Source organism: Dietzia sp. Alg238-R159 (genome assembly GCF_900537145.1).
GTDB classification, from domain to species: Bacteria; Actinomycetota; Actinomycetes; order Mycobacteriales; family Mycobacteriaceae; genus Dietzia; species Dietzia kunjamensis.
This window is the reverse complement of record NZ_UNRI01000005.1, coordinates 46,741-70,711: the sequence shown is the minus strand read 5'-3', so window position 1 is coordinate 70,711 and position 23,971 is coordinate 46,741. Positions and strand designations below refer to the sequence as shown.

23 protein-coding genes and 1 tRNA gene are annotated in these 23,971 nt (G+C 71.7%); 5 read left to right on the top strand and 19 right to left on the bottom strand.

The window, feature by feature from the left end; translation table 11 throughout:
- Positions 1-19 precede the first annotated feature (19 nt).
- The 3 genes from G6R20_RS12715 to guaB all read right to left on the bottom strand — a co-directional run bounded on the left by G6R20_RS12715 (position 20) and on the right by guaB (position 4,585).
- Positions 20-1,783 carry a GMC family oxidoreductase gene (locus G6R20_RS12715; protein WP_163376625.1) on the bottom strand — a complete coding sequence of 588 codons (1,764 nt, stop codon included), beginning with the start codon at positions 1,781-1,783 and terminating at the stop codon, positions 20-22.
- A 120-nt stretch (positions 1,784-1,903) separates the two neighbouring features.
- Complete coding sequence (locus G6R20_RS12710) at positions 1,904-3,043, bottom strand: GuaB3 family IMP dehydrogenase-related protein (RefSeq protein ID WP_163376624.1); 1,140 nt, start codon at positions 3,041-3,043, stop codon at positions 1,904-1,906.
- 6 nt (positions 3,044-3,049) lie between these two features.
- Positions 3,050-4,585 (bottom strand): IMP dehydrogenase, encoded by a 1,536-nt coding sequence (gene guaB, locus G6R20_RS12705; RefSeq protein WP_163376623.1) that lies wholly within the window; start codon positions 4,583-4,585, stop codon positions 3,050-3,052.
- 138 nt (positions 4,586-4,723) lie between these two features.
- On the opposite strand from guaB, the gene G6R20_RS12700 reads away from it, so the two are divergent.
- Positions 4,724-5,122: a DUF5319 domain-containing protein gene (locus G6R20_RS12700; protein WP_119192283.1), complete on the top strand. Its 399-nt coding sequence runs from the start codon at positions 4,724-4,726 to the stop codon at positions 5,120-5,122.
- 112 nt (positions 5,123-5,234) lie between these two features.
- Here G6R20_RS12700 and G6R20_RS19020 read toward each other — a convergent pair whose 3' ends face one another.
- From G6R20_RS19020 to groES, 4 genes are all read right to left on the bottom strand, one after another.
- Positions 5,235-6,287 carry an anti-sigma-D factor RsdA gene (locus G6R20_RS19020; protein WP_275898249.1) on the bottom strand — a complete coding sequence of 351 codons (1,053 nt, stop codon included), beginning with the start codon at positions 6,285-6,287 and terminating at the stop codon, positions 5,235-5,237.
- Positions 6,284-6,865 carry a sigma-70 family RNA polymerase sigma factor gene (locus tag G6R20_RS12690; RefSeq protein WP_132063545.1) on the bottom strand — a complete coding sequence of 194 codons (582 nt, stop codon included), beginning with the start codon at positions 6,863-6,865 and terminating at the stop codon, positions 6,284-6,286. The genes G6R20_RS19020 and G6R20_RS12690 overlap by 4 nt, the downstream gene beginning before the upstream one ends.
- A 273-nt stretch (positions 6,866-7,138) precedes the next feature.
- Positions 7,139-8,761, bottom strand: a complete 1,623-nt coding sequence (gene groL, locus G6R20_RS12685; protein ID WP_163376621.1) for a chaperonin GroEL — start codon at positions 8,759-8,761, stop codon at positions 7,139-7,141.
- 122 nt (positions 8,762-8,883) lie between these two features.
- Positions 8,884-9,177, bottom strand: coding sequence for a co-chaperone GroES (groES, locus tag G6R20_RS12680; RefSeq protein WP_182636259.1), 294 nt, complete (start codon positions 9,175-9,177; stop codon positions 8,884-8,886).
- 344 nt (positions 9,178-9,521) lie between these two features.
- On the opposite strand from groES, the gene G6R20_RS12675 reads away from it, so the two are divergent.
- Entirely contained in the window at positions 9,522-10,361 is an 840-nt protein-coding gene (locus G6R20_RS12675) for a formate/nitrite transporter family protein (RefSeq protein ID WP_163376620.1), read from the top strand.
- A gap of 9 nt (positions 10,362-10,370) precedes the next feature.
- Positions 10,371-10,748 carry a DUF4190 domain-containing protein gene (locus G6R20_RS12670; protein WP_163376619.1) on the top strand — a complete coding sequence of 126 codons (378 nt, stop codon included), beginning with the start codon at positions 10,371-10,373 and terminating at the stop codon, positions 10,746-10,748.
- Here the strand turns inward: G6R20_RS12670 and tsaD are convergent.
- From tsaD to glmS, 8 genes are read right to left on the bottom strand one after another with little or no spacing between them, the layout of a single operon-like run.
- Complete coding sequence (tsaD, locus tag G6R20_RS12665) at positions 10,745-11,770, bottom strand: tRNA (adenosine(37)-N6)-threonylcarbamoyltransferase complex transferase subunit TsaD (protein ID WP_163376672.1); 1,026 nt, start codon at positions 11,768-11,770, stop codon at positions 10,745-10,747. The two genes, G6R20_RS12670 and tsaD, sit on opposite strands and share 4 nt — an antisense overlap.
- An 8-nt stretch (positions 11,771-11,778) precedes the next feature.
- On the bottom strand, positions 11,779-12,237 hold the full coding sequence (gene rimI, locus G6R20_RS12660; RefSeq protein WP_163376671.1) for a ribosomal protein S18-alanine N-acetyltransferase: 459 nt from the start codon (positions 12,235-12,237) through the stop codon (positions 11,779-11,781).
- A 53-nt stretch (positions 12,238-12,290) separates the two neighbouring features.
- A complete protein-coding gene (tsaB, locus tag G6R20_RS12655; protein WP_163376618.1) occupies positions 12,291-13,007 on the bottom strand; it encodes a tRNA (adenosine(37)-N6)-threonylcarbamoyltransferase complex dimerization subunit type 1 TsaB in 717 nt (238 codons plus the stop codon).
- Between the two features lie 4 nt (positions 13,008-13,011).
- Positions 13,012-13,533 (bottom strand): tRNA (adenosine(37)-N6)-threonylcarbamoyltransferase complex ATPase subunit type 1 TsaE, encoded by a 522-nt coding sequence (locus G6R20_RS12650; protein ID WP_163376617.1) that lies wholly within the window; start codon positions 13,531-13,533, stop codon positions 13,012-13,014.
- Complete coding sequence (locus G6R20_RS12645; RefSeq protein WP_240341446.1) at positions 13,530-14,831, bottom strand: alpha/beta hydrolase; 1,302 nt, start codon at positions 14,829-14,831, stop codon at positions 13,530-13,532. The genes G6R20_RS12650 and G6R20_RS12645 overlap by 4 nt, the downstream gene beginning before the upstream one ends.
- Complete coding sequence (gene alr, locus G6R20_RS12640; RefSeq protein WP_096905929.1) at positions 14,828-16,006, bottom strand: alanine racemase; 1,179 nt, start codon at positions 16,004-16,006, stop codon at positions 14,828-14,830. Before alr ends, G6R20_RS12645 begins: the two co-directional genes overlap by 4 nt.
- A 38-nt stretch (positions 16,007-16,044) precedes the next feature.
- Positions 16,045-17,619, bottom strand: coding sequence for a bifunctional ADP-dependent NAD(P)H-hydrate dehydratase/NAD(P)H-hydrate epimerase (locus G6R20_RS12635; RefSeq protein ID WP_163376616.1), 1,575 nt, complete (start codon positions 17,617-17,619; stop codon positions 16,045-16,047).
- A 39-nt stretch (positions 17,620-17,658) separates the two neighbouring features.
- Complete coding sequence (gene glmS, locus G6R20_RS12630) at positions 17,659-19,515, bottom strand: glutamine--fructose-6-phosphate transaminase (isomerizing) (protein ID WP_067712623.1); 1,857 nt, start codon at positions 19,513-19,515, stop codon at positions 17,659-17,661.
- Positions 19,516-19,588: 73 nt separating this feature from the next.
- On the opposite strand from glmS, the gene G6R20_RS12625 reads away from it, so the two are divergent.
- The gene (locus G6R20_RS12625; protein WP_240341445.1) at positions 19,589-20,461 is read left to right on the top strand and encodes a dienelactone hydrolase family protein; all 873 of its coding nucleotides are present in this window, start codon (positions 19,589-19,591) and stop codon (positions 20,459-20,461) included.
- 73 nt (positions 20,462-20,534) lie between these two features.
- On the opposite strand, the gene glmM is transcribed toward G6R20_RS12625, so the two are convergent.
- The 3 genes from glmM to rplM all read right to left on the bottom strand — a co-directional run bounded on the left by glmM (position 20,535) and on the right by rplM (position 23,033).
- Entirely contained in the window at positions 20,535-21,893 is a 1,359-nt protein-coding gene (gene glmM / locus G6R20_RS12620; RefSeq protein ID WP_067712629.1) for a phosphoglucosamine mutase, read from the bottom strand.
- 157 nt (positions 21,894-22,050) lie between these two features.
- Positions 22,051-22,593 carry a 30S ribosomal protein S9 gene (rpsI, locus tag G6R20_RS12615; protein ID WP_154830354.1) on the bottom strand — a complete coding sequence of 181 codons (543 nt, stop codon included), beginning with the start codon at positions 22,591-22,593 and terminating at the stop codon, positions 22,051-22,053.
- Complete coding sequence (rplM, locus tag G6R20_RS12610; protein WP_154830355.1) at positions 22,590-23,033, bottom strand: 50S ribosomal protein L13; 444 nt, start codon at positions 23,031-23,033, stop codon at positions 22,590-22,592. The genes rpsI and rplM overlap by 4 nt, the downstream gene beginning before the upstream one ends.
- Positions 23,034-23,241: 208 nt before the next feature.
- Here rplM and G6R20_RS12605 point away from each other — a divergent pair.
- Positions 23,242-23,317 (top strand) — tRNA-Arg (locus tag G6R20_RS12605).
- A 37-nt stretch (positions 23,318-23,354) separates the two neighbouring features.
- On the opposite strand, the gene G6R20_RS12600 is transcribed toward G6R20_RS12605, so the two are convergent.
- Positions 23,355-23,915 (bottom strand): hypothetical protein, encoded by a 561-nt coding sequence (locus G6R20_RS12600; protein ID WP_067712632.1) that lies wholly within the window; start codon positions 23,913-23,915, stop codon positions 23,355-23,357.
- Positions 23,916-23,971 lie beyond the last annotated feature (56 nt).

The following is a 23,971-nucleotide window of genomic DNA, read 5'->3' as shown; positions in this document are numbered from 1 at the left end:
CCTGACCACGGGTAGACCGTCAGCTGACCTGGACGATCGGCAGCCGCAGGGCTCCCGGCGCGGCCTCCGGGACCATCGGCGACACGGGCGGGACCGGCGACAGGCGCCGGTAGTCCTCGCCCTGGGCCGGGCGCTGGTCGGCCTCACCCTTGTTGGGCCACAGCGACATGGCCCGCTCGGCCTGGGCGGTGATGCTGAGCGCCGGGTTGACACCGAGGTTCGCGGAGATCGCCGATCCGTCCACGATGTGCATCGTCGGGTAGTTCCACACGCGGTGGTACGGGTCCACGACCCCGGTCTCCGGCGAATCCGAGATCACGCAGCCGCCCAGGAAGTGGGCGGTGAGCGGGATGTTCGCGATCTCGCCCCACGTGCCCCCGGGCAGGCCGCCGATCTCCTCGGCGATCTTGCGGGTGGCCTCGTTTCCGGCGGGGATCCAGGTGGGGTTGGGCTCCCCGTGACCCTGCTTGCTGGTGACGTACCTGAACGGACCGAAGCGCTTGACGTAGGTCTGCAGCGAGTTGTCCAGGTTCTGCATCACGAGGGCGATCACCGAGCGCTGGCTCCAGCGGCGCAGGTAGAACAGCTGCATGAACATGGCCGGGTTGCGGCGGACCTCGCCCAGCAGGGTGCGCCACCGCGGGAGCGGCCCGTCACCGTCCGTGAGCAGGGTCTGCAGGATGGCGATGGCGTTGGAGCCCTTGCCGTACCGGACCGGTTCGATGTGGGTGTCCGACCGGGGATGGAACGACGACGTGATGGCCACCCCCTCGGAGAAGTCCTGCTCCGGCTTGTAGTTCGGTCGCATCGCCCCGAGGATCGCCTCGGAATTGGTGCGGGTGAGCCGACCGATCGCATCCGACAGCTTGGGAAGGGACCCGGAGTCCTTGGCGTAGTGGAGCAGGTGCTGGGTTCCCCAGGTGCCGGCCGCCACGACGACCTGCCCGGCGGTCACCGTGGTGGTGCGCTTGCCACGACGCGTCCAGGCGCCCGTCCGCTCGAGGGTGATCTCCCACGTGCCGTCGCCGCGCTCGCGCAGGTCGCTGACCGTGGTCCGGTCCAGGATGCGGGCGCCCGCGCGCTCGGCCAGGGCGAGGTAGTTCTTCATCAGCGTGTTCTTGGCGTTGTGCCGGCAGCCGGTCATGCACTCGCCGCACTCGATGCACGCGTTGCGGTCCGGCCCCACCCCGCCGAAGTACGGATCGGGGACGAGCTCGCCGGGCTTGCCCTGACCGCCGGTCTTCTCGCCGAAGAACACGCCGACCGGGGTGTAGACGAAGGTGTCCTCCACGCCCATGTCGCGGGCCACCTTCTTCATGACCTCGTCAGAGTGGGTGTGCGTGGGGTTGGTGACCACGCCCAGCATGCGGCGACCCTGGTCGTAGAACGGGGAGAGTTCGGACTCCCAGTCCGTGATGCGACCCCACTGCCGGTCCTTGAAGAACTGGCTCGTGGGCTTGTACAGCGTGTTGGCGTAGTTGAGCGATCCCCCGCCCACGCCCGCGCCGGCGAGGATCATCACGTCGCGCATCATGTGGACGCGCTGGATCCCGAACAGCTTGAGCTTGGGCGCCCACACGTACCGGTGGAGTCGCCAGGACGTCTTGGGCAGGTCCGCGTCCTCGAAGCGGCGACCCGCCTCGATGACCGTGACGCGGTACCCCTTCTCCGACAACCGCAGGGCCGTGACGCTGCCACCGAAACCGGATCCGATGACGACGACATCCGTGTCCGTCGGCGTGGTGGGGGCGTCGGTCGGGGTCGACGGTGTGTGCGGCGTCATGGTGCAACTCCCAGGAGTGGTCGATGGTGGGCATCACAGTACCCGAGCACCCTCGAACCTACCCGACAGTAGGTCACGATTTGTCCAGAGAGTGGGGCCGTCCGACCCCCGGTCGGGCGATCAGGGCCGGACGGACAGGTCCACCTTCTGGAAACCCTTGACGTCGGAGTAGCCGCACTTCGCCATCGCGCGACGCAGTCCGCCCATGAGGTTGCGGGTGCCGTCGGGGACGCTGGTGGGCCCCTCGAGGACCTCTTCCAGTGGCGCCAGGGCCGTCTCGTCCTCCACCTCGGACACATGCCCACGCGGCACCTTGGGGTGGGCGGAGACCGCGTCCCAGTAGACACCGCGGCCCGGGGACTCCAACGAGCCCGCGAGCAGCGGACCCAGGACCACCGCGTCGGCGCCGCACGCCACGGCGCGGGCGATATCACCAGAGGTGTAGATGTCGCCGTCGGCCAGCACGTGCACGTAGCGGCCTCCGGTCTCGTCGAGGTAATCCCGCCGGGCTGCGGCCGCGTCGGCGATCGCGGTGGCCATGTGGACCTCCATACCCAGCACCTGGCCGGTGGTGGTGATGCCGTCGACCCCGCCGTATCCCACGATCACACCGGCGGCGCCCGTGCGCATGAGGTGCAGGGCGGTCTTGTAGTCGACGACGCCGCCGGCGATCACCGGGACATCGAGGCCACCGATGAACTCCTTGAGGTCGAGCGGGGCGTCCTCACCGCTGACGTGCTCCGCCGAGATGATCGTGCCCTGCACCACCAGCAGGTCGATCCCCGCCGCGACGAGCCCCGGGGTGAGCTCGCGCGCGTGCTGCGGTGAGACCCGCACCGCCACGGTCGCGCCCTCGTCGCGGATGCGGTGAACCGCAGCGGCGAGGAGCTCGCGGTCGATCGGGGCACGGTGCAGCTCCTGCAGTCGCGCCACGGCCCGGTGTCCGGTCACGTCCTCCAGCGCGAGCTCCCGCAGCTCGGCGATCACGGCACCGGGATCGGCGTGACGGGCCCACAGTCCCTCTCCGTTGAGCACGGCCAGACCACCGAGCTTGGAGAACTCCACCGCCGAGTCCGGGGAGACCACCGCGTCGGTCGGGTGGGTCATCACCGGGATGTCCATCTGGTAGGCGTCGATCTGCCAGGAGGTGGACACCTCCTTGGAGCTGCGGGTCCGGCGGGAGGGGACGATGTCGACCTCGCCCAGCCCGAACATCCGACGGGCCTCGCGACCCAGGCCGATCTCCACGACATTGCGCACGCGACTTCAGTCCTTGACGTTGTAGTTGGGGGCCTCGACCGTCATCTGGATCGCGTGCGGGTGGCTCTCCCTGAGCCCCGCGGCCGTGATCTGGACGAACTGGGCACGGTGCATCTCCGGGATGGTGGCGGCTCCGGTGTAGCCCATGCCCGCTCGCAGCCCGCCGGCGAGCTGGTGGAGTACCTGACCGACGTCTCCCCGATACGGGACCCGCCCCTCGATGCCCTCGGGCACCAGCTTCTCCTCGGACAGCACGTCGTCCTGGAAGTACCGGTCCTTGGAGAACGACTTCTCCTGCCCGGGCTTGCCGCGCCCGCGCATCGCGCCCAGCGAACCCATGCCGCGGTAGACCTTGTACTGCTTGCCGTCCACGAAGATCAGCTCACCCGGCGATTCGGTGCACCCCGCGAGCAGGGACCCGAACATGCAGGCCGAGGCGCCGGCGGCGATCGCCTTGGCCACGTCACCGGAGTACTGCATACCGCCGTCGGCGATGACGGGGATGCCCGCGGCATGCGCGGCAACCGAGGCCTCGAGGATCGCGGTGATCTGGGGAGCACCCACGCCCGCGACCACCCGGGTGGTGCAGATGGACCCGGGGCCGATGCCCACCTTGATGGCGTCCGCACCCGCGTCGATCATCGCCTGGGCGGCACCGCGGGTGGCGAGGTTGCCCCCGATCACCTGCACGCGGTCGCCGAGTTCCCGCTTGACCCGGGCGACCATGTCGAGGGCGTTGCGGTTGTGGGCGTGGGCGGTGTCGACCACCAGGGCGTCCACCCCGGCGTCGGTGAGGGCCCCGGCGCGCTGCCAGGCGTCCTCCCCGGTGCCGACGGCGGCGGCCACGCGCAGCCGGCCGTCCGAGTCCTTGGTGGCGTCGGGGTGCTTCTCCGTCTTGACGAAGTCCTTCACCGTGATGAGTCCGGTCAGTCGCCCGTCACCGTCGACGATCGGCAGCTTCTCGATCTTGTGCCGGCGCAGCAGGCCGAGCGCCGCCTCCGCGGTGACACCCTCCCGCGCGACCACCAGGGGCGCCCGGGTCATGACCTCGTCGACCCGCCGGGACTTGTCCATCTCGAACCGCATGTCGCGGTTGGTGATGATGCCGACCAGCTCACCGCGCTCGTCGGTCACCGGCAATCCGGAGATGCGGTAGCGGGCGCACTTCTCGTCGACCTCCGCCAACGTGTCGCTGGGCGCGCAGGTCACCGGGTCGGTCACCATCCCGGCCTCGGACCGCTTCACCGTCTCGACCTGGGCGGCCTGGTCCCCCACGGAGAGGTTGCGGTGCAGGACGCCGATCCCGCCCTGCCGTGCCATGGCGATGGCCATGCGGGCCTCGGTCACGGTGTCCATCGCCGACGAGATCAGCGGCACCCGCAGGGTGATGTCCCGTGTCAGGCGGGTGCTGGTGTCGACCTCACTCGGGACCACCTCGGACGCGGCCGGGAGGAGGAGCACGTCGTCGAACGTCAGGCCCACCATCGCGACCTTGGTCGGGTCGTCGCCGCCGGTGCGCACGGGGCCATTCGACTCGCTCATCTGCCGTCCTCCTGGGGGGTCGTCTAGGTGCTGACTTTCGAGGATAGTGGTTCCGGGGGCCACGGCTCGAACCGTCGACCACGTGAGACCGTGGTCACGGGTACGGTGGAGGTCGTGGACGATCCCCTACGGCACGGAATGCCGCCCGACCCGTTCGCCGGAGATCCGGATGATCCGGCCGCGGAGCTGGCCGAGCTCGACCCCGTCGATGACGACATGCCCACGGGCCCGCTCGACGCGGACGAGCGGCGGGCGATCGAGGAGGACCTCGCGGATCTCTCGGAGTTCCGTCGGTTGCTGGCCCCGATCGGGGTGAAGGGGGTCGCGGTCCAGTGTGACGACTGCGCCGAGGAGCACTACCACGAGTGGGACATGCTCCGCGCCAACCTCATGCAGCTCCTCGAGGACGGCTCCCTGCTCCCCCACGAGCCGGCCTTCGACCCGATCCCGGACGACTACGTCACCTGGGAGTACTGCCGCGGTTACGCGGACGCCGCCCGCGCCCTGCGCCCCCGTCGACTCAACTGGCGCCGCTGAACAGAGGCGGTCGCCGCGCGCGGGTGCCGCCCGTTCGACCCGGGCCCGGCCCGGCCCGGACGACTCGATCCCCGTCCCTCCGAGAGGGCGGGGATCGAGTCGTTTCCCGGGGTCAGTTCGTCGGCCGGACCGACTGCGAGGTCTGTTGTGAATCGGTCGCCGCCGGCTGCGTGGGGGTCGGGACCTGAGTCACGGTGGTGCGGCTCGGCGTCGGCGCCGGCACCACCCGGTCGTCGTCCGCCTCGTCACCCTGTCGTCCGGTCGTCGGTGACAGGAAATCCTGGATCCGCTGGGTGTCGATCGGGATCTGCAGCGTGGTCGAGATCCGCAGCCCGTCGAGCGGGAGCGGGATGACCGGCATCCCCGGAGGCGGCGGGGGGACCAGGTTGGACGGCAACGGCACGGGGAGGCCGGGAACGAGAGTCGCCACACCCGGAGCGGGCGGGGGCGACGGGGCCGGCGCGGGTGCCGGGGCGGGCGACGGGACGACGCTCGGGGTGACCCGACTGAGATCGCGCTTGATGGCGTCCCGACGCTTCATCAGCTCGACACGTTCGGAGGCGTCGGAGACCTCGTCGAGCCGCTCGCTCACCTCATCGAGCAGTCGCTCGGCCTCGTTCCGGTCCCCCTCGCGGGCGGCGAGGTCCGCGGCGGCGAGGTCCTCGCTGAGATCGCTCACGAGCTCGACGTTCCCGGCACGGTCGGAGAACATCGTCTTGGACACGCCCCAGAGCGGGTCGCCCGGCATCGCGCTATGCGCGGCCACGGACAGGCCGCCGACGACCACGGCCGCCACTGCGGCAGCGCCGGTCACCGCCTGCCACAGGGCCGGACGCTGGCCGTGGTGATGTTCGCCCGAGTGCACCCACCCGCGGCGCGGCCACAACCGGGAGACGTTCGGGGCGAGGGCCACCTCGATCTGCTCGTCGCTGGGCAGGTCCGGGAGTCCGGCCGAGTCCACCTCGGCGCGCCAGTCCGCGAGCAGCGCGACGAGAGGCTCATCCCCCTCGGGACGATCGCCGCGTCCGAGCGCGTCGAGGAGCTCGTCGTCGCGATCCACCTCGACCCGGTCGTCCTCGACCCGGTCCTCGTCGTGGCCGTCCACGTCATGCCCGTGGAGCGAGGCGTCATCGTCCCGGGTGCCGGGATCGACTTCGTCGTTCATCGCCATCGCTCCTCTCCGTCCTGCTCGATCCTCGCCCGGAGCTGCTTCATCGCCCGGTGTTGGGCGACGCGCACGGCCCCGGCCGTACTGTCGACGATCTCCGCGGTCTCCTCCGCGGAGAGTCCGACCACCACACGCAGCCGGATGATCTCCCTCTGCTTCTCGGGCAGGGTCTCGAGGAGGCGGCTCACCGCTCTCGACACCTCGCCGTCGAGGACGTGGTCCTCCGGCCCCGTGTCGGTCGAGAGCACCTCGGGAAGGTACTCCACGGGGTCGGACTTGTTCCGCGCGGCGCCACGATGGGCGTCCGCGACCTTGTGGGCCGCGATCCCGTACACGAAGGCCATGAAGGGACGTCCCTGGTCCCGGTACCCCGGCAGAGCCGAGAGAACCGCGATCAGAACCTCCTGGGCGACATCGTCAGCAGACAGGTTGACCCTCTCCGAGCCGCCGACGCGGGAACGGCAATACCGCACCACACCGGGCCGCACGAGCTCCAGCACCCGCGTGGCAGCGACACGGTCACCCTTGACCGCCTCGGCTACGGCGAGTTCCAACTCGTCTGCTGTACCTGTCATCGGATTACGGGGGCCCCGTGTTACACGGATGTGTTACGGGGCACGGCCTTTCTCTCGGGTCGCGATGCACGTCACGACGGATCCCACGTCCCGGCCCGTCAGCGGCCGAGGTGGCTCGGGCTCAGAATAGGCGTGTGACCCCTGGGTCGTGGGACCACTGCTGAGCGCCAAGCGTAACCGCTGGGGGGCGTGTGGGACCACGTGACCGGCCCGGAACGGGGCCGGGCCCCGTCCCCCGCGGCGCGGAGAGCGGGGCCCGGGGGCCGGACGCGATCAGTGCGAGTGACCGGCGTGCGAGTGACCGCCGGCGCCCTTCTCCTCGGGCTTCTCGACGATCGCCGTCTCGGTCGTGAGGACCATACGGGCGACCGAGCAGGCGTTGACCACGGCGGAGGAGGTGACCTTCACCGGGTCGATGATCCCGGCGGAGACCAGGTCACCGTACTCCCCCACGGCGGCGTTGAAGCCGTCGCGCGGGCCCATCTCGGAGACCTTGCTCACCACGACGGAGCCGTCCTCGCCTGCATTGGCGGCGATCCAGAACAGCGGGGCGGACAGCGCCTTGCGAACCACGTTCACCCCGACCGCCTCGTCGGCGTCGGCGGTGTCGGCGGCCAGCCGCTCGAGTGCCGCGGCCGCCTGGACCAACACGGAGCCACCGCCGGCGATGACGCCCTCTTCCACGGCCGCCTTGGCCGAGTTGACGGCGTCCTCGACGCGGAGCTTGCGTTCGGTCAACTCGGTCTCGGTGGCCGCACCCACGCGGATCACGGCGACACCGCCGGCGAGCTTCGCGACGCGCTCCTCGAGCTTCTCGCGGTCCCAGTCGGAGTCGGTGGCCTCGGCCTCGCGGCGCAGCTGCGCGACGCGGGCGTCGACGTCCGCCTGGTCGCCGGCACCGTCCACGATGATCGTGTCGTCCTTGGACACGGTCACCCGCCGGGCCTGACCGAGCACGTCCAGGCCGCACTCCGACAGCTTCATGCCCAGGTCGGGGCTGATGACCTGCCCCTTGGTGACGATCGCCAGATCCTCCTGGAAGGCCTTGCGCCGGTCGCCGAAGAACGGCGCCTTGATCGCAACGACCTTGAGGGTCTTGCGGATTGAGTTGACCACGAGGGTCGACAGCGCCTCGCCGTCGACGTCCTCCGCGATGATGAGCAGCGGCTTGCCGGTCTCGGCGACCTTCTCCAGCAGCGGCAGCAGATCCGGCAGGGAGCTGATCTTCTCCCGGTGGATCAGGATCAGCACGTCCTCGTGGATGGCCTTCTGCTCGTCGGGGTCGGTGACGAAGTACGGCGAGAGGAAGCCCTTGTCGAAGGCGATGCCCTCGGTGACCGACACCTCGGTGTGCAGCCCCTGGGACTCCTCGACGGAGACGACGCCGTTGACTCCGACGGCGTCCATGGCCTCGGCGACCATGCGACCGATCTCGGGGTCACGCGACGAGACGGTCGCCACCTGCGAGACGGCGTCCGAGCCGGAGACCGGTGTCGCTGCCCCGCGGAGGAACTCCACGACGGCGGCAGAGGCCTTCTCGATGCCTTTGCCCATCGCCATCGGGTTGGAGCCGGCGGCCACGTTGCGCAGCCCCTGGCGGATGAGTGCCTGGGCGAGCACGGTGGCGGTGGTGGTGCCGTCGCCCGCGACGTCGTTGGTCTTGGTGGCGACACTCTTGACCAGCTGTGCGCCGAGGTTCGCGAACGGCTCGGAGAGCTCGATCTCGCGGGCGATGGAGACACCGTCATTGGTGACGGTGGGCCCGCCGAAGGCCTTGGCGAGCACGACGTGACGGCCCTTCGGGCCGAGCGTGACCTTGACGGTGTCGGCGAGCTCGTCGACACCGGCGAGCATGCCCTTGCGGGCCTCCTCGTCGAACGCGATCAATTTGGACATCGATGGAACTCCTGGAGGGAAGTGGGTGGTCGTGACGGGCGGGTACCGCGGGGTGAGACACCTCCGCCCCGGTGGTGCCTGGCTCTGGCCGGCGCCGCCGGGGCGGGGGTCAACAGCTCACGTCAGTCGATGACCGCGAGGACGTCACGCGAGGAGAGGATCAGGTACTCCTTGCCCTCGTACTTGATCTCGGTGCCGCCGTACTTCGAGTAGATGACCTTGTCCCCCTCCTTGATGTCCATGGGGATGCGGTCGCCGTCCTCGTCGAAGCGGCCCTGGCCGACCGCGACGACGGTGCCCTCCTGGGGCTTCTCCTTGGCGGTGTCCGGGATGACGAGACCCGACGCCGTGGTGGTCTCGGCCTCGAGGGCCTGGACGAGAATCTTGTCCTCAAGCGGCTTGATCGCCACGATGATCCTCCCGTATGGGGTGTGGCCGCCCGGATGCCGGGCGACTCGGAGTGTGGTTGGACAGATCGGGACGCCGGAAGGCGGCCCGTGGTTTATGTACGACCCGGGCTGCCGCGTGCACCGTCGCGGGTGGCGCCCTCGGAGCTCCGTGTCTATTGGCACTCTACACAGGCGAGTGCCAGCACTCAAGGAAACCGCGTGCGGGTTCGCCGCCATCGGGGTCCGACGGGGATCGGAGAACGCTCGGCGCGGGCCTGCGCCGCGGGTAGGCTCACCCGCACCGCACGGACATCAACCGGACCACCCCCTCTGCCCGACCCGATCCCGATCGAGTACAGCGAGGCCCAGAAATGACCGCAGTCGCGCCCCCGGACATCGTCACCGCCGCAGTCGAGGGCGGGGAGGCGAAAGCCGACGCCCCGGGGTGGCAACTGGCCCTCCGCGGCTTCCTCGCCGTCTACCTGCTCGGCGCGGCCACCCTTCTGGCCGTCGTGGCCACCGAGGCGACCGGAGTGGCGATCCTCGGCGCCGTGCTCTTCCCACTGGGCCTCACCATGGTCGTCCTGCTCGGCTGGGAACTCGTCACCGGCGCCTACGGGCTGGTCCCGCTGGCCGCGATGGAGGGCCGCATCCGGGCGCGCGACTGCCTACGGATCTTCGGCTGGATGATCCTCGGGCACACTGTCGGCGGGCTCGCGGCGGCGTGGATGCTGACCTCCGTGCTCACCGGGATGGGGACCGAACCCGACGCCACCGGGGCCCAGGGCCTGGTGGACCTCGCGGTGGAGAAGACGGTGGCCTACAAGGAGGCCGGCGTCGTCACCGGACTCGGCTGGGTGACGTTGAGCGCCGTACTGTGCAACTGGCTGGTCGCGCTCGGCGTGATCATGTCCTTCTCCTCCACGAGCACCTCGGGCAAGATCCTCGCCATCTGGCTGCCGATCCTCACGTTCTTCGCCCTCGGTTACGAGCACGCGGTCGTCAACCACTTCACGATCCCCGCGGGCATGATGCTCGGGGCCGATGTGAGCATCGCCGACTGGCTGCTGTGGAACCAGATCCCGGTGCACGTCGGCAACTTCATCGGCGGGATCACCCTCGCGGGGCTGGGACTGTACTTCGCGCAACGGACGCGGATCGACCGCTCAGCCGGCGCACCGGCGGGCCATCCCAACCCACCCCGGGAGTGACCTCCTCGTATGCACCCACCCGAGAAGCCAGGGGACCGGCCCGAGGGGCCGCGCCGCCGAACCGGGGGCGCCGACGGCACGCCGGGATCGTTCCACCCTCCCGGGACCAACACTCTGGCCGTCGTCGCCCTCGTGATCGCCGTCGCGAACGTGGTGTTCGGCTCGTTCCTCGGCCTGTTCGTGCCACTGGTCCCGGCCGCCGTCGCGGTCGTCGTGGTCGCGATCGGACACACGTCCCTCAGGCAGATCACCCGCAGCGGCGAGGCCGGAAGGGAGATGGCCGTGTCCGCCCTCGTGATCGGCTACCTCTGTCTGGCCGGGGTCGCCTCGTTCCTGCTGATGGCGTTCACGTTCACCACCGTGGGGATGGCGCTCCTCGGCTACTAGGCGACCTGGGTGACCTCGACCGGCAGCCCGGGGTCGGCCGCCACGGTCAGGGGGCTGGGGTCCGCGCCCGCGGCGAGGAGCGCGGAGGCGACCCCCACCACCATCGCGCCGTTGTCGGTGCACAACCGCGGCCTCGGGACGCGCAGGGTCAGGCCCGCGTCGGCACACCTGCTCGCGGCGAGGTCACGCAGCCTGGAGTTGGCGGCGACCCCGCCACCCACGAGCAGGGTGTCCACGCCCAGGTCGGTGCAGGCCCGGACCGCCTTCATGGTGAGCACGTCGGCCACCGCCTCCTGGAACGAGGCCGCGACGTCCGCCACGTCGAGCTGGTCGCCGTCGCGTTCGGCGGCCTCGATGCGTCGGGCGACCGAGGTCTTGAGCCCGGAGAACGAGAAGTCGTGCCGGGCGTCGCGCGGGCCGGTCATCCCCCGCGGGAAGGCGATCGCCGCGGGGTCACCGGTGCGGGCGAGCCGGTCGATCACGGGTCCGCCCGGGTACCCCAGGCCGAGCAGCCGGGCCACCTTGTCGTAGGCCTCCCCGGCCGCGTCGTCGACGGTCGAGCCGAGTTCGACGACCGGCTCGGTGAGCGAGCGCACGTGCAGCAGCTGGGTGTGCCCACCGGAGACCAGCAGCGCCACGCACTCGGGTAGCGGGTCACCGTCGAAGCCCGCGACGGCGACGTGACCGACGAGGTGGTTGACGGCGTAGAACGGGGCCCCCCACGCGGCCGCATAGGCCTTGGCGGCGGACGACCCCACGAGCAGCGCCCCGGACAGGCCGGGCCCGATGGTGGCGGCGACGGCGTCCGGCCGCTCCACCCCAGCCTCGGCGAGGGCGGCGCGGACGGTGGGCACCAGCGCCTCGAGGTGGGCGCGGGAGGCGATCTCCGGGACGACCCCGCCGAACCGGGCGTGTTCGGACATCGACGAGGCGACCACGTCGGACAGCAACTCGGCGCGGCCGTCGTCGTGCACGCGCGCGACGGCGACCCCCGTCTCGTCGCACGAGCTCTCGATCCCCATGACGGTTCTCACCGGCCGCTCACCTTCCCTGCCTCGTTCTGACCAGCGGCTCCCGCCGGCCGCACCATGAGGTGCGCGTCGGCCCTGCTGGGTCGGTAGTACCGGGGACGCAGCCCCACCACCTCGAACCCGTGGGCCTCGTACAGCGTGCGGGCCGGGACGTTGTCGGTCCGCACGTCCAGCACCACCGGCGACGCGTCCGCGTCCGCCACGTCGAGCATGCGGCGCAGGAGCGTGCGCCCGATCCCCCGACCCTGGTGGGCCGGATCGACCCCGATGGTGTGCACCTCGTACTCACGGTCGCCCACGGGGCCGAGCACGGCCAGCACGGCGTAGCCGACGAGGACCCCGTCCGCCCGCGCCGCGAAGCAGTGGGTGTGCCGGGAACCGATCTCCGACAGGAACGCCGCCGCCGACCACGGACCGTCGGCAGGGAACAGCACCCTCTCGAGGTCCGCGCACCGCATGGCGTCGTCGGCGACCAGATGGTCGTGCACGATCGCGTCCGGCGGCGTCCCGGTCACCGCTGGACCCCCCGCAGCGCGGTCGAGGGTGCGGCGCGCCGGGGCGGGACGGCGTCGGGCCGACGCAGGTAGAGCGGTTCCAGCGGCGCCGGGGCCGTGCCCGCGAGGAGGTCGGGGGCCGCGACGGTGACGAGGCCGGCGGGGTCGGGCGCGGTGACCGCCTCGAGGATCCCCGCGGCGGCGTGGCCGGCGGCGGTGACCTCTCCCAGGCGCACGGGGTCGCCGACCAGGTGGTCGACGCCGTCCACGTCGATCCCGGCGGCGGGGCCCACCGTGGGGCCCGAGGTCCGTGCGCCGTCCGCGGAGTAGCGGGCGTGGTAGGCCTCCCGGCGGCGGGCGTCGGTGACGACGACGAGGTCTCCGGTCGCCCCGGCGGCGCGCGCGGAGGCCGCGAGCCCGTCCAGCGAACACACCCCGTGGACCGGCCTGGAGATGGCGTCGGCGAACGCGGCCGCGGTCGCCATCCCCACGCGCAGGCCGGTGAACGGTCCCGGACCGATGCCCACGACCACGGCGTCGAGCTCGCCCGGCGTGAGGCCCGCGGCGGTGAGGCACTCGAGGATGTGCGGGGTGAGCAGCTCCGCGTGGGCGCGGGCGTCCTCGGTGACCCGGGTGGCCAGTGCCTCCACCTGCGGGTCCCGGTCGCCGGGCACGAGTCGGCACACCCCTGCGGTGACGAAGGGCGTGGAGGTGTCTACGGCGAGGACGAGCACGGGGTCAGGGTACCGCCGGGCCGGGTGCGGGACCGTCCGAGGCGTCCCGGCGCCAGCTCGCCGTCCGGACGTCGGTGCCGTCGGGCCGACGAAGGGTGACGACCAGTGGCGCCTCGACGAGGGAGTCGACGAATCCGGCGCCCCACTCGACGACCACCACGTCGCTGTCGAGTGCCGTGTCGAGGTCGAGCGATTCCAGTTCGTCGGCCAGGTCGCCCCTGGTCGGTTGCGGGCCGTCCGGGTCCTGGCCGCCGAGCAGCCGGTAGGCGTCGACGTGGACCAACCCCGGACCGCCGGGCGTCGCGGGGGCGTGGCGACGGGCGATGACGAAGGTCGGCGAGGTGACGCGTCCGCGTACCCCCAGGCCGGCGGCGATCCCGGTGGTCAGGGCGGTCTTGCCGGCGCCGAGGGGCCCGTCGAGGACCACGACGTCGCCGGCCCGGAGCAGGCCGGCGAGCTCGGCGCCCAGTGCTCGGGTGTCCTCCACCGTCGGCAGGTCGCGCTCCCCGGGGACGCGGATCGTCACGAGGCCCGGTCGTGGTCGGTGGACGGGGCCGTCTCCCCACCGGCGTCCCGGTCCGGCGGGGGCGTGGCGCCGCGGCCCACGCCGCCGGCGCGACGCTCCCTCTCCCGCCATTCGATGATCGCGTCGGCCACCAGGTCCCCCAGAACCTCGGACACGTGGGCGGGCTCCTCCAGCATCACCATGTGCCCGGCTCCCGGGACCACCACGAACTCGGCGTCCGGCAGTTCCTCGACGATGTCGACCGACCGGTCGAGCGGGGTGAGCAGGTCGCGGTCACCGCACAGGACGGTCGTGCGGACGTCCCGCAGGACGGGCACGGCGGCCGACTCGTCGTGCTGGGTGAGGGTCTCGAAGAAGTTGGCGATGGTCAGCACGTCGGTCGAGCCGATGAGTTTGTCCACGAACCGGGCGACGGTCGGGCTCATCGTGGCGGGGTCACCGAATGAACCGCCGTAGATGAACGGTGAGATGAGCGCCCCGAGGGCCCGCCGGCCGTTGGTGAACACCCCGGGACTCCGGCCCGCGAGACCGGCGAGCCGCGCGACGGATTTGTTGTCGAGCACCGCGCCGAGCCCCGCTTCGGAGAGCTCGGCCATGGCGGTGGCGACCAGCCCGACCCCCAGGACGCGCTCCCGCACGGCCTCCGGGTGGCGGGCGCAATAGCCCATCGCGGTCATCCCGCCCATGGAATGCCCGATCACCACCACCGGACCGGTGGGTGCCGTCGCCGAGATGACGGTGTCGAGGTCCCGGGACAGCTGGTCGATGGTGGAGTTCTTCCGCGAACTCATCCCGCTCAGCCCGTGTCCACGCTGGTCGTAGAACACCATCCGGATCTCCGAGCCGAACCGGTCGGCGAGATGCCGCCGCTGGAAGTGCCAGCTGTCCATCGACAGGGTGTAGCCGTGGGCGAACACGACGGTCATCGGCGCATCGGTGGGGCCGGCCTCCCGCACCGCGAGCGGTACGCCGTCGGAGGCCGCGACCATGGAGCCACGGTCCACTCCGAGTTCCCACATGTCTTCGCCCGCCCACGGGTCGTTGGCGCGTCGACCGGGCAGCAGGGTGACCACCGAACCGAGCGTGGCCGCACCGAGGGCTCCCAGGCCCGCACGCAGCCCTCCCGGGGTCCGGATATGCTCCCTGATCGCCTCGAGATCCCCGGGCGCGCCCCCCACGACCTCGGGTGGTCGGACCTCCACCGGCTCCTCGGCCGCGGACCGGGCCGGGCGTCTGGGCAGACGGATCCGGGGCCTTCCGCTGCGACCGGTCACCTCGCCGTCGTCGTCCTCGCTCATATCGCAGCCTCCCGCCCCCGGTCGGCACCGTGTGACGCACGAAGGACGTGGTGCCTCTCGGCACGCCCCCGCACGGCGGTGACCACCTCGTAGTGGATGGTGCCGACCGTCCTGGCCCACTCGGCGGCCGTCGGGCCGCCGTCGGCCCCGTTCCCGAACAGCACCGCGGTGTCCCCCACCCGGACCGGCGTCGCGGGCTCCGGGCCGAGGTCGACGACGAACTGGTCCATGCAGACGCGGCCGACGTTCGGATACCGGCGTCCGCCGATCGTGACGTCCATCCGGCCCGACAGCAGCCGCCACACCCCGTCGGCGTAACCGGCAGCGATCAGGGCAACGGTGGTGTCGTGCGGGGCGTGCCACGTGTGCCCGTAGCTCACGCCCTGACCGGCGGCCACGCGCCTCACCAGGAGGACCTCCGCCGAGAACGTCATGGCCGGGACCAGGTCGGCCTCCAGGCCCTCGACCGGGTTGAGACCGTAGAGCGCGATCCCCGGACGGACCATCTCGAAGCCGTCCTCGGGGCGGGTCAGGGTCGCCGCGGAGTTGGCGTGGTGGTTGACCGGGCACTCCAGCCCCCGGGCACGCGCGAGGGACACGCACTCGTGCAGCCGGGCCACCTGCAGGTCGATCACCGGGTTGCCCGGATCATCGGCGTGGGCGAAGTGCGCCATCAACCCCGTCACCTCGACGAGACCGCCGGCGGTCGCCGCGACCAGCCGCTCGAGCACGGCCGGCCAGTCCTCCAACGCGATGCCCGACCGGGCGAGACCCGTGTCGATCTTGGGGGTGATCCGCGCGCGGCGGCCGGTACGTCGGGCGGCCTCGAGCACGGTGTCGAGGTGACCCGGGCTCGGGACGGCGAGGTCGATGTCGGCCTCCAGGGCCGACCGGACGTCATCGGACGCCGAGTAGAGCCACGCCAGGATCTCGGCCCCGATCCCCGCCGACCGAAGCTGCGTCGCCTCCGCGATGGTCGTCACGCCGAGGGCGTGCGCGCCACCGCGCAGTGCGGCCAGTGAGACCGGGACGGCCCCGTGACCATAGGCGTCCGCCTTGACCACGGCCATGACCCGCGCCCCGCGCGCAGCTCGGACCAGGACGCGACTGTTGTGCTCGATCGCGTCCAGATCGATCTCGGCGCGGCACGGCGCCGGGGGGACAACTGGACCCATTTCGTCAATACTGCCAAAAACCATCACCGGTGGGCGATTCACGCCCCCCGCAGGGCGGAGATCGCTCCCGGCACTGCTGCCAGCAGATCGGAGGCCCCGATCGGCGCACCCGCCACTCCCTGGCGGTGCGCGGCCCGCCGCGCGGCCTCCCCGTGCGCCGTCGCGGCCGCGACCGCCGGCCACGCCAACGACTCCCCGGGAACGGAACCGCCCACCCCCCTGCCACCGACCCCCCTGCCACCGACACCCATGCCACCGACACCCATGCCACCGACACCCATGCCGCTCGCCAGCAGCGCGCCCGCCATCCCGGCCAGGACATCGCCCGAACCCGCTGTCGCGGCCCACGAGGAACCGACATCCACGGCGAACGTCGTCTCGCCGTCGTCTATCAGGGTGACCCGCCCCTTGAGCAGCACCGTCGCCGCGATCCCCCGGTCCCTCAGGCTTGCGGTGAACCGGCGCAGCGCGCCGGGGCGGTCCCCGCGGTCCCATCCACCGGTGAGTCGGTCGAACTCCCCGGCGTGCGGGGTGAGCAGCACCGGTGCCGTCGCACCGCGCAACAGCACCGGGTGCGCGGCGACACAGGTCAGTGCGTCCGCGTCGAGCAGAGCGGGGCGCCCCGTCGCCAGGACCGCGTCGATGTCGGCCACCGCGTCGTCCCCCGTCCCGCCCCCGGGCCCCACCACCCACGCCTGGGCGGTGCCGGCCCCGGACACGGTCGGGTGGCACACCACCTCCGGTCGGGCCGCGAGCACCGCGTCCGCCGCGGAGCCCACGTACCTCACCATCCCCGACGTCGCCGCCACCGCGGCGGACGCACACAGCACCGCCGCCCCCGGGTACCGGTCGGATCCGGCGCGCACGGCCACGACGCCCTGGGTGTACTTGTCGTCTCCCGCGCCCGGCACCGGCCACGTGCGTCCCACCTCGCCGCGGTCCGGGCGCCTGACCGTTCCGGGCCCCGCCGCCGGCTCGGACAACCCGATGTCCACCACCTCGACGCGGCCACACACCGGCGAGGCGAGCAGATGCGCGCGGCGCAGCACCCCGAAGGTCACGGTGAGCGCCGCCTGCACGTGGGGCTCGTGCACGGTGCCGGAGTCCGCGTCAACGCCGCTGGGCAGGTCCACCGCGACCACCGGCACGCCCGCGGCGTGCACCCGCGCCATCACCTCCGCGGCCGGCTCGCGCAGGGGCCCGGTGCCGGCGAGTCCGACCACGCCGTCGACCGCCACGTCGGGCCCTCGCCGCCCGATCGCGCACACCTCGCCGGCGGACACGATTCGGCCCCCCGCCCGCCGGAGCGCGGCCACCCCCCGCGGGTGGGCACGATCGGGGTTCGTCAGGACTGCCTCGACCCCACACCCCCGCGCACGCAGCACGGCGCCGGCGTAGAGGGCGTCACCGCCGTTGTCCCCGCTACCCACAACGAGCAGTACCGACCGGCCGTAGACACCGCCGGTGACCTCGCGGAGCAACGCCGCCGTGTGGTGCGCGACCCCCGCGGCTGCCCGACGCATCACCGCGTCGGGATCGCCGGCCGCCTCCGCCGCGGCGATCAGCGGGCGCTCCGCCCCGCGGACCGCCTCCACCGGGTGCGCACGCCTCATGACCATCGGCCCCTGATCCGTCTCAGACCCGGCGGCGGGTCACTCCACCGTGACGGACTTGGCGAGGTTGCGCGGCTTGTCCACGTCGTACCCCCGCGCGGCCGCGACCTCGGCCGCGAACGCCTGGTACGGGATGGTGGCCAGCAGCGGCTGCAGGAGAGTGGTCGACGCCGGGATCGGGATGAAGTAGTCCGACAGCGGCCGGACGACGTCGTCACCCTCCTCGGCGATCACGATGGTCCGCGCGCCGCGGGCCCTGATCTCCTGGATGTTGCTCACCAGCTTCGAGTGCAGCACCCCGCGGCCCTCGACCGGCGGCATCACGATGAAGACCGGCAGGCCCTCCTCGATGAGCGCGATGGGCCCGTGCTTGAGTTCGCCCGCCGGGAAGCCCTCGGCGTGCATGTACGCGAGCTCCTTGAGCTTGAGCGCGCCCTCGAGGGCCGTCGGGTAGCCGACGTGGCGCCCCAGGAACAGCACCGACTTCGCGCCGGCGAGCTCCCGGGCGATCCCGCGGACCGGGTCGAGGGAGTCCACGACCTTCTGGATCTCGTGCGGCATCTGCTCGAGTTGACGGAACTCGGCGGCGACCTCGTCCGGGTACTTGGTGCCGCGGGCCTGCGCGAGCGCGAGGCCCACGAGGTAGTTGGCGGTGATCTGCGCCAGGTACGCCTTCGTCGACGCCACACCGATCTCGGGACCGGCGTGCGTGTACAGGACGGCGTCGGCCTCGCGCGGGATCTGCGAGCCGTTGGTGTTGCACACGGCCAGGACGCGCGCCTTCTGGGACTTGGCGTGGCGGACCGCCTCGAGGGTGTCCGCGGTCTCGCCGGACTGGGAGATGGCCACCACCAGCGTGGAACGGTCCAGGACCGGGTCGCGATAACGGAACTCCGAGGCGATCTCGACCTCGCATGGCAGGCGCGTCCAGTGCTCGATCGCGTACTTGGCGACCATGCCGGAGTGATAGGCGCTGCCGCAGGCGACGATGAACACCTTGTCGATGTCCCTCAGGTCCTGGTCGGTCATTCGCTGCTCGTCCAACACGATGCGGCCGTTCTGGAAATGGCCCAGCAGCGTGTCGGCGACCGCCTGCGGCTGCTCGGCGATCTCCTTGAGCATGAAGTAGTCGTAACCGCCCTTCTCGGCGGCGGCGAGATCCCAGTCGATGTGGAAGGGGCGCCCCTCGCTGGGCTCACCGGCGAAGTCGGTGATCTCGTAGGAGTCGGCCCGCAACACCACGACGTTGTCCTGGCCGAGCTCGACCGCCTCGCGGGTGTGCTCGATGAACGCCGCGACGTCGGAACCGAGGAACATCTCGCCTTCGCCGACGCCCAGCACCAGCGGGGTCGAGCGGCGCGCGGCCACCAGGACGTCGGGGTGGGCCGCGTGACTGAAGACAAGGGTGAACGCGCCCTCGAGGCGGCGGAGCACGGTGCGGCACGCGGCGACAAAGTCGCCGCCGCTGCGGCCCGACTCCATCTCGCACCGCACCAGGTGGGCAGCCACCTCCGAGTCGGTGTCGGACTCCAGATCGACCCCGGCGGCCTCGAGCTCCGCGCGCAGCGGGGCGAAGTTCTCGATGATGCCGTTGTGCACGATCGCGACGTCGCCCGAGACATGCGGATGGGCGTTCCGGTCGCTCGGGCGACCGTGGGTGGCCCAGCGGGTGTGGCCGATGCCGGTGGTACCCGGGAACCCGTCCCCGCCCGCGGCCGTGAGCTCCGCCTCGAGGTTGGCGAGCTTGCCCTCCTTCTTCTCGACCCGGGAGGTGCCCGCGCCGTCGAGGACGGCGACACCAGCCGAGTCGTAGCCGCGGTACTCCATCCGCCGCAGGGCCTCGACGACGACAGGGAGGGCGGGCCTGTGCCCGACATATCCGACGATTCCGCACATGGCCGCTAAGTGTAGCCACGCAGTCCGGGGACCCTCGCCCCTTCGTCGCCCCCGAGGCGATACTGTGGCCATCGTGGCCAAGAAGACGAAGGAACTGCTCGCCCGGGTGTCCCGACGCGGCCCCTACGGTGTCGACAGGGGCGACCTCGGTTTCACCGGGACGCCGGGGGTCGTGTTCGTCCCCCGCGGCGCTCCGTCGCCGGCCCCGCTCGTGGGTTGGGCCCACGACTGGACCAGGGGGCCCGAGCACTACGTCGACACCCTCAAGCATCTCGCGTCGTGGGGGTTCGTGGTGGTGGCGCCCGCCTCGGACCGCGGCCTGAGGCCGAACCACCAGCACTACGCGGATCACTTGTCGGCCGCGCTGGAGGACGTCCTCCAGGCCACCCTGGGCCGCGGGGCCGTCCGGGCCGATCCACACCGGATCGCCGTGGCCGGGCACGGTCTCGGCGGCGGGGTCGCCGCGCTGCTGGCCTCCCAGCGCACCGACATCGACGGGGTGGTCATGGTCTTCCCCACCGAGACCGTGCCCTCGGCCGCCGATCGGGCGATGACCGTCGACGCCCCCGCCCTGCTGCTCTCGGGTGCGGGCGGGGTCCACTCCGAGGACGCCCGCGAACTGCAGCGCCTGTGGCGCGGCGACCTGGTACACCGACGCCTGGAGAAGGCGATCGAGACGGGTCTGGTCGAGCGCAACCCGCTTCTCGAGCGGGTCGGGCTGGCGGACCCCGACCTCCGCACCCATCGGGCCGTGCGCCCGCTGCTGGCGGGGTACCTGCTGGCCACCCTGACCGACGACGACACCTATGCCGCGTTCGCCGATCCGGAGGCGGAGTTCAAGGGCACCGTCACGGTCACCCACGAGATGCTCGACGAGGAGGCCGACGACCTGCTCGCCAGCGCCCCGCCGATGCTCAAGCTGGTCAAGTCCTTCACGGGCGGCTGATCGCCCTCCGGTGCCCGGCCCGTGGCGCCCGGTCGCGGGGGCCCGGCGCCGGAGAGCGCACGGGCCCGGACGGTCACACGGCGGCGACCACGCCCGCCAGGCGCTCGGCGACCTCGCCGGCCAGGTTCGCGTCCTCCGCCTCGACCATCACGCGGACGAGCTGCTCGGTGCCGGAGGGACGCAGAAGCACGCGGCCTGTGGAGCCGAGCCTGCGCTCCTCCCCCACCACGGCGTCACAGACCGCCCCGGATGCCACGACTGCGGCCTTGTCCTCGACCGGCACGTTGACGAGGACTTGCGGCAGCACGGTCATGACCCCGGCGAGCTCGGCCAGCGACTTGCCGGTCTCCGCCATGCGGGCCATGAGGCGCAACCCGGTGAGCACGCCGTCACCGGTGGTGGCGTGGGCGGGCAGCACGAGGTGCCCGGATTGTTCGCCGCCGAGGCTGTACCCACCCTCGCGCAGACGCTCGAGGACGTAGCGGTCGCCCACCTTGGTCTCGGTGATCTCGATCCCGGCCTCCCGCATGGCGACCTTGAGCCCCAGGTTGCTCATGATGGTGGCCACCAGTGTGTTGCCGACGAGTTCCCCGGAGTCGCGCATCGCCAGGGCCAGGATCGCCATGATCTGGTCGCCGTCGACAACCTCGCCGGAGGCGTCGATGGCCAGACACCGGTCCGCGTCGCCGTCGTGCGCCAGGCCCAGGTCGGCGCCGTGCGCGCGCACCGCGGCGCGGACGTCGTCGAGGTGGGTGGAACCGCAGTTGTCGTTGATGTTGTAGCCGTCGGGGCTGGCGTGGATCTCGATCACCGTGGCGCCGGCCTCGCGGTAGGCACGCGGGGCCGCCGCGCTGGCGGCGCCGTTGGCGCAGTCGACGACGACGACGAGCCCGTCCAACCGGCCCGGCGTGGCATCGAGCAGGTGCCGGACATAGCCGTCCAAGGCGTCCTCCTGCGTCGCCCGCGAGATACGGCCGATCGCTGAGCCGGTCGGTCCGGTGATGGCACCGTCGGTGAGGGCGGCCTCGACACGGTCCTCCACCTCGTCGGCCAGCTTGTGGCCCCCGGCGGCGAAGAACTTGATGCCGTTGTCCGGCATCGCGTTGTGCGAGGCGGAGATCACGGCACCCAGCTCGGCCTCGTGCTGGGCCGTGAGGTGGGCGACGGCCGGGGTCGGCAACTCGCCCACGAGCAGGACATCGACGCCCTGACTCGCCAGGCCGGCGGCCAGGGCGGCCTCGAGCATCTCCCCGGAGACACGGGGGTCACGGCCGACGACGGCGACGGGCCGGGATTCGGCCCGGCGGGGCGACGGCTCGACCTCGGTCGCCAGGACCGCCGCGGCGGCCGCCCCCAGGCGCACGGCCAGGTCGACGGTGAGGGTCCGGTTGGCGAGTCCGCGGACCCCGTCGGTGCCGAACAGTCGCGTCATATCGTGTGGTCCTCCGGGGGTGATGGTTCGCCCCGCCGCGGACGGTGGGCGTGAATGGCCGGGTCAGGATAACCCCGACCGACAGTGCAGTGGGCAAATGGACCGGAGCAGGCCCCGCATACGCAGGGGCCTGCTCCGGTGACGCGACCCGGGTGGATCAGCGCTTCGAGTACTGCGGGGCCTTACGGGCCTTCTTGAGGCCGGCCTTCTTGCGCTCGACGGCACGGGCGTCGCGCGTGAGGAAGCCCGCCTTCTTGAGCGCCGGGCGGTCGTCCGGCGAGTACTGGATGAGCGCGCGGGCGATGGCCAGACGCAGCGCGCCGGCCTGACCCGAGGGGCCGCCACCGTGGAGCAGTGCCACGATGTCGAACTGCTCGTCGCGCTCGACGAGGACCAGCGGCGACTTGACGAGCTGCTGGTGCACCTTGTTCGGGAAGTACTCCTCGAGGGTGCGGCCGTTCAGGGTGAACTGGCCGGAACCGGGGAGCAGGCGCACGCGGGCGACGGCTTCCTTGCGACGTCCGACGGCCTGGGCCGGACCGGAGGTGACGGTCGACCCCAGCTGGGCGTCGGCGTCGGCGACGAAGTCGGTGCCACCGGCGTAGTCGGCCTCGCTGTAGTCCTCGGCGACCTCGGCAGCGAGATCCGCCACCACGTCGTCGGCGATCTCGGCCTCGGGGGTGATGTTCTCGTCGGTCACTGGGCCACCTGCTTGATCTCGAAGGGCACGGGCTGCTGGGCGGCGTGCGGGTGATCGGGACCCGCGTACACCTTGAGCTTGGAGGCGACGGCACGGCCGAGCTTGTTGCTCGGCAGCATGCCCTTGACGGCCTTCTCGACGACGCGGTCGGGACGGGTGTCCATGGCCTTGCCGAGGGACTGCGACTTCAGGCCGCCCGGGAAACCGGAGTGGCGGTGGTGCACCACTCGGTCACGCTTGTTGGACGAGATCGCGACCTTGTCGGCGTTGATGATGATGACGAAGTCGCCGGTGTCGGCGTTCGGGGCGAACTGCGGCTTGTGCTTGCCACGGAGGATGTTGGCGACCTGGACGGCGAGTCGACCGAGAACCACATCAGTGGCGTCGATGACGTACCAGGCGCGCGTCACGTCCCCGGGCTTGGGGGTGTACGTGGACACAGGCGATACCTCTGTCTGTCTAGTGGGCTGCCGGCCGGGCGGGCGCCCTCCCCCTCGAACGGCGGCCGGTGGTGACCCGCGCGAGGTGGTCCACCGCCCCACCAGGGGACGACATGGACGCCGACGGTCAAGACTACCGGCCGGGACCACTCACTCCAAGTCGGCGATCACGATCCCCCGCCCATCGGTTAGACTCTCCCCCGTTCCCGCCCTCGTAGCTCAGTGGATAGAGCACGGCTCTCCTAAAGCCGGTGTCGGAGGTTCGATTCCTCTCGGGGGCACCACCCACAGCGGCCGGCCGTCACGGCCGCCGCGGGCGCGTCATCGCCGGAGAGTGGCGGAGAACGCGCTGGTCAGTGCCAGGATCGGCAATCCGATGAACAAGTGCACGATCGCGGCCGCCAGTCCGTCGAGGAACGGCACCGTGACCAGCAGCGGCAACGCCACAGCGGCGACGATGAGCAGCCCGACGGTCCAGGAGTAGAACTGCTGGGGGTTGGCCGTGCCGACGAGCAGCAGGTACCAGAGCAGCCCGGCGAGGAGCGCGGCGACGGCCCCGTAGACCGCGTACATCGTGGGCGTGTTCCCGCCGTTGGCCCACTGGTGGCCGAAACGCGCGAACACCGCTTCCACGATCCATGCGATCAGCCATCCGGCGATGGCCGCCACAAGGGCGGTCGCGACCACGCTGCCGGCGAACTTGCCCACATCGAGGGCGGGGCCACGGCGCTTCGCCGCGGGCGCGGCGGCGTATCCCCCGTCGGCTCCGTAGCCGTCGTCATAGGCGGGGTCGTAGGCCTGGTCGTCGCCCATCCGCGAGTAGGCACGCGAGTCGGGCTGCTGCCCCATGCGTCGGGTCTGGTCGTCCTGTCCGGGATACATCTCTACCGCCTCCGAATCGGTGTGGTGCCCACCGAGGGTAGTCCCTCCCGGCCCAC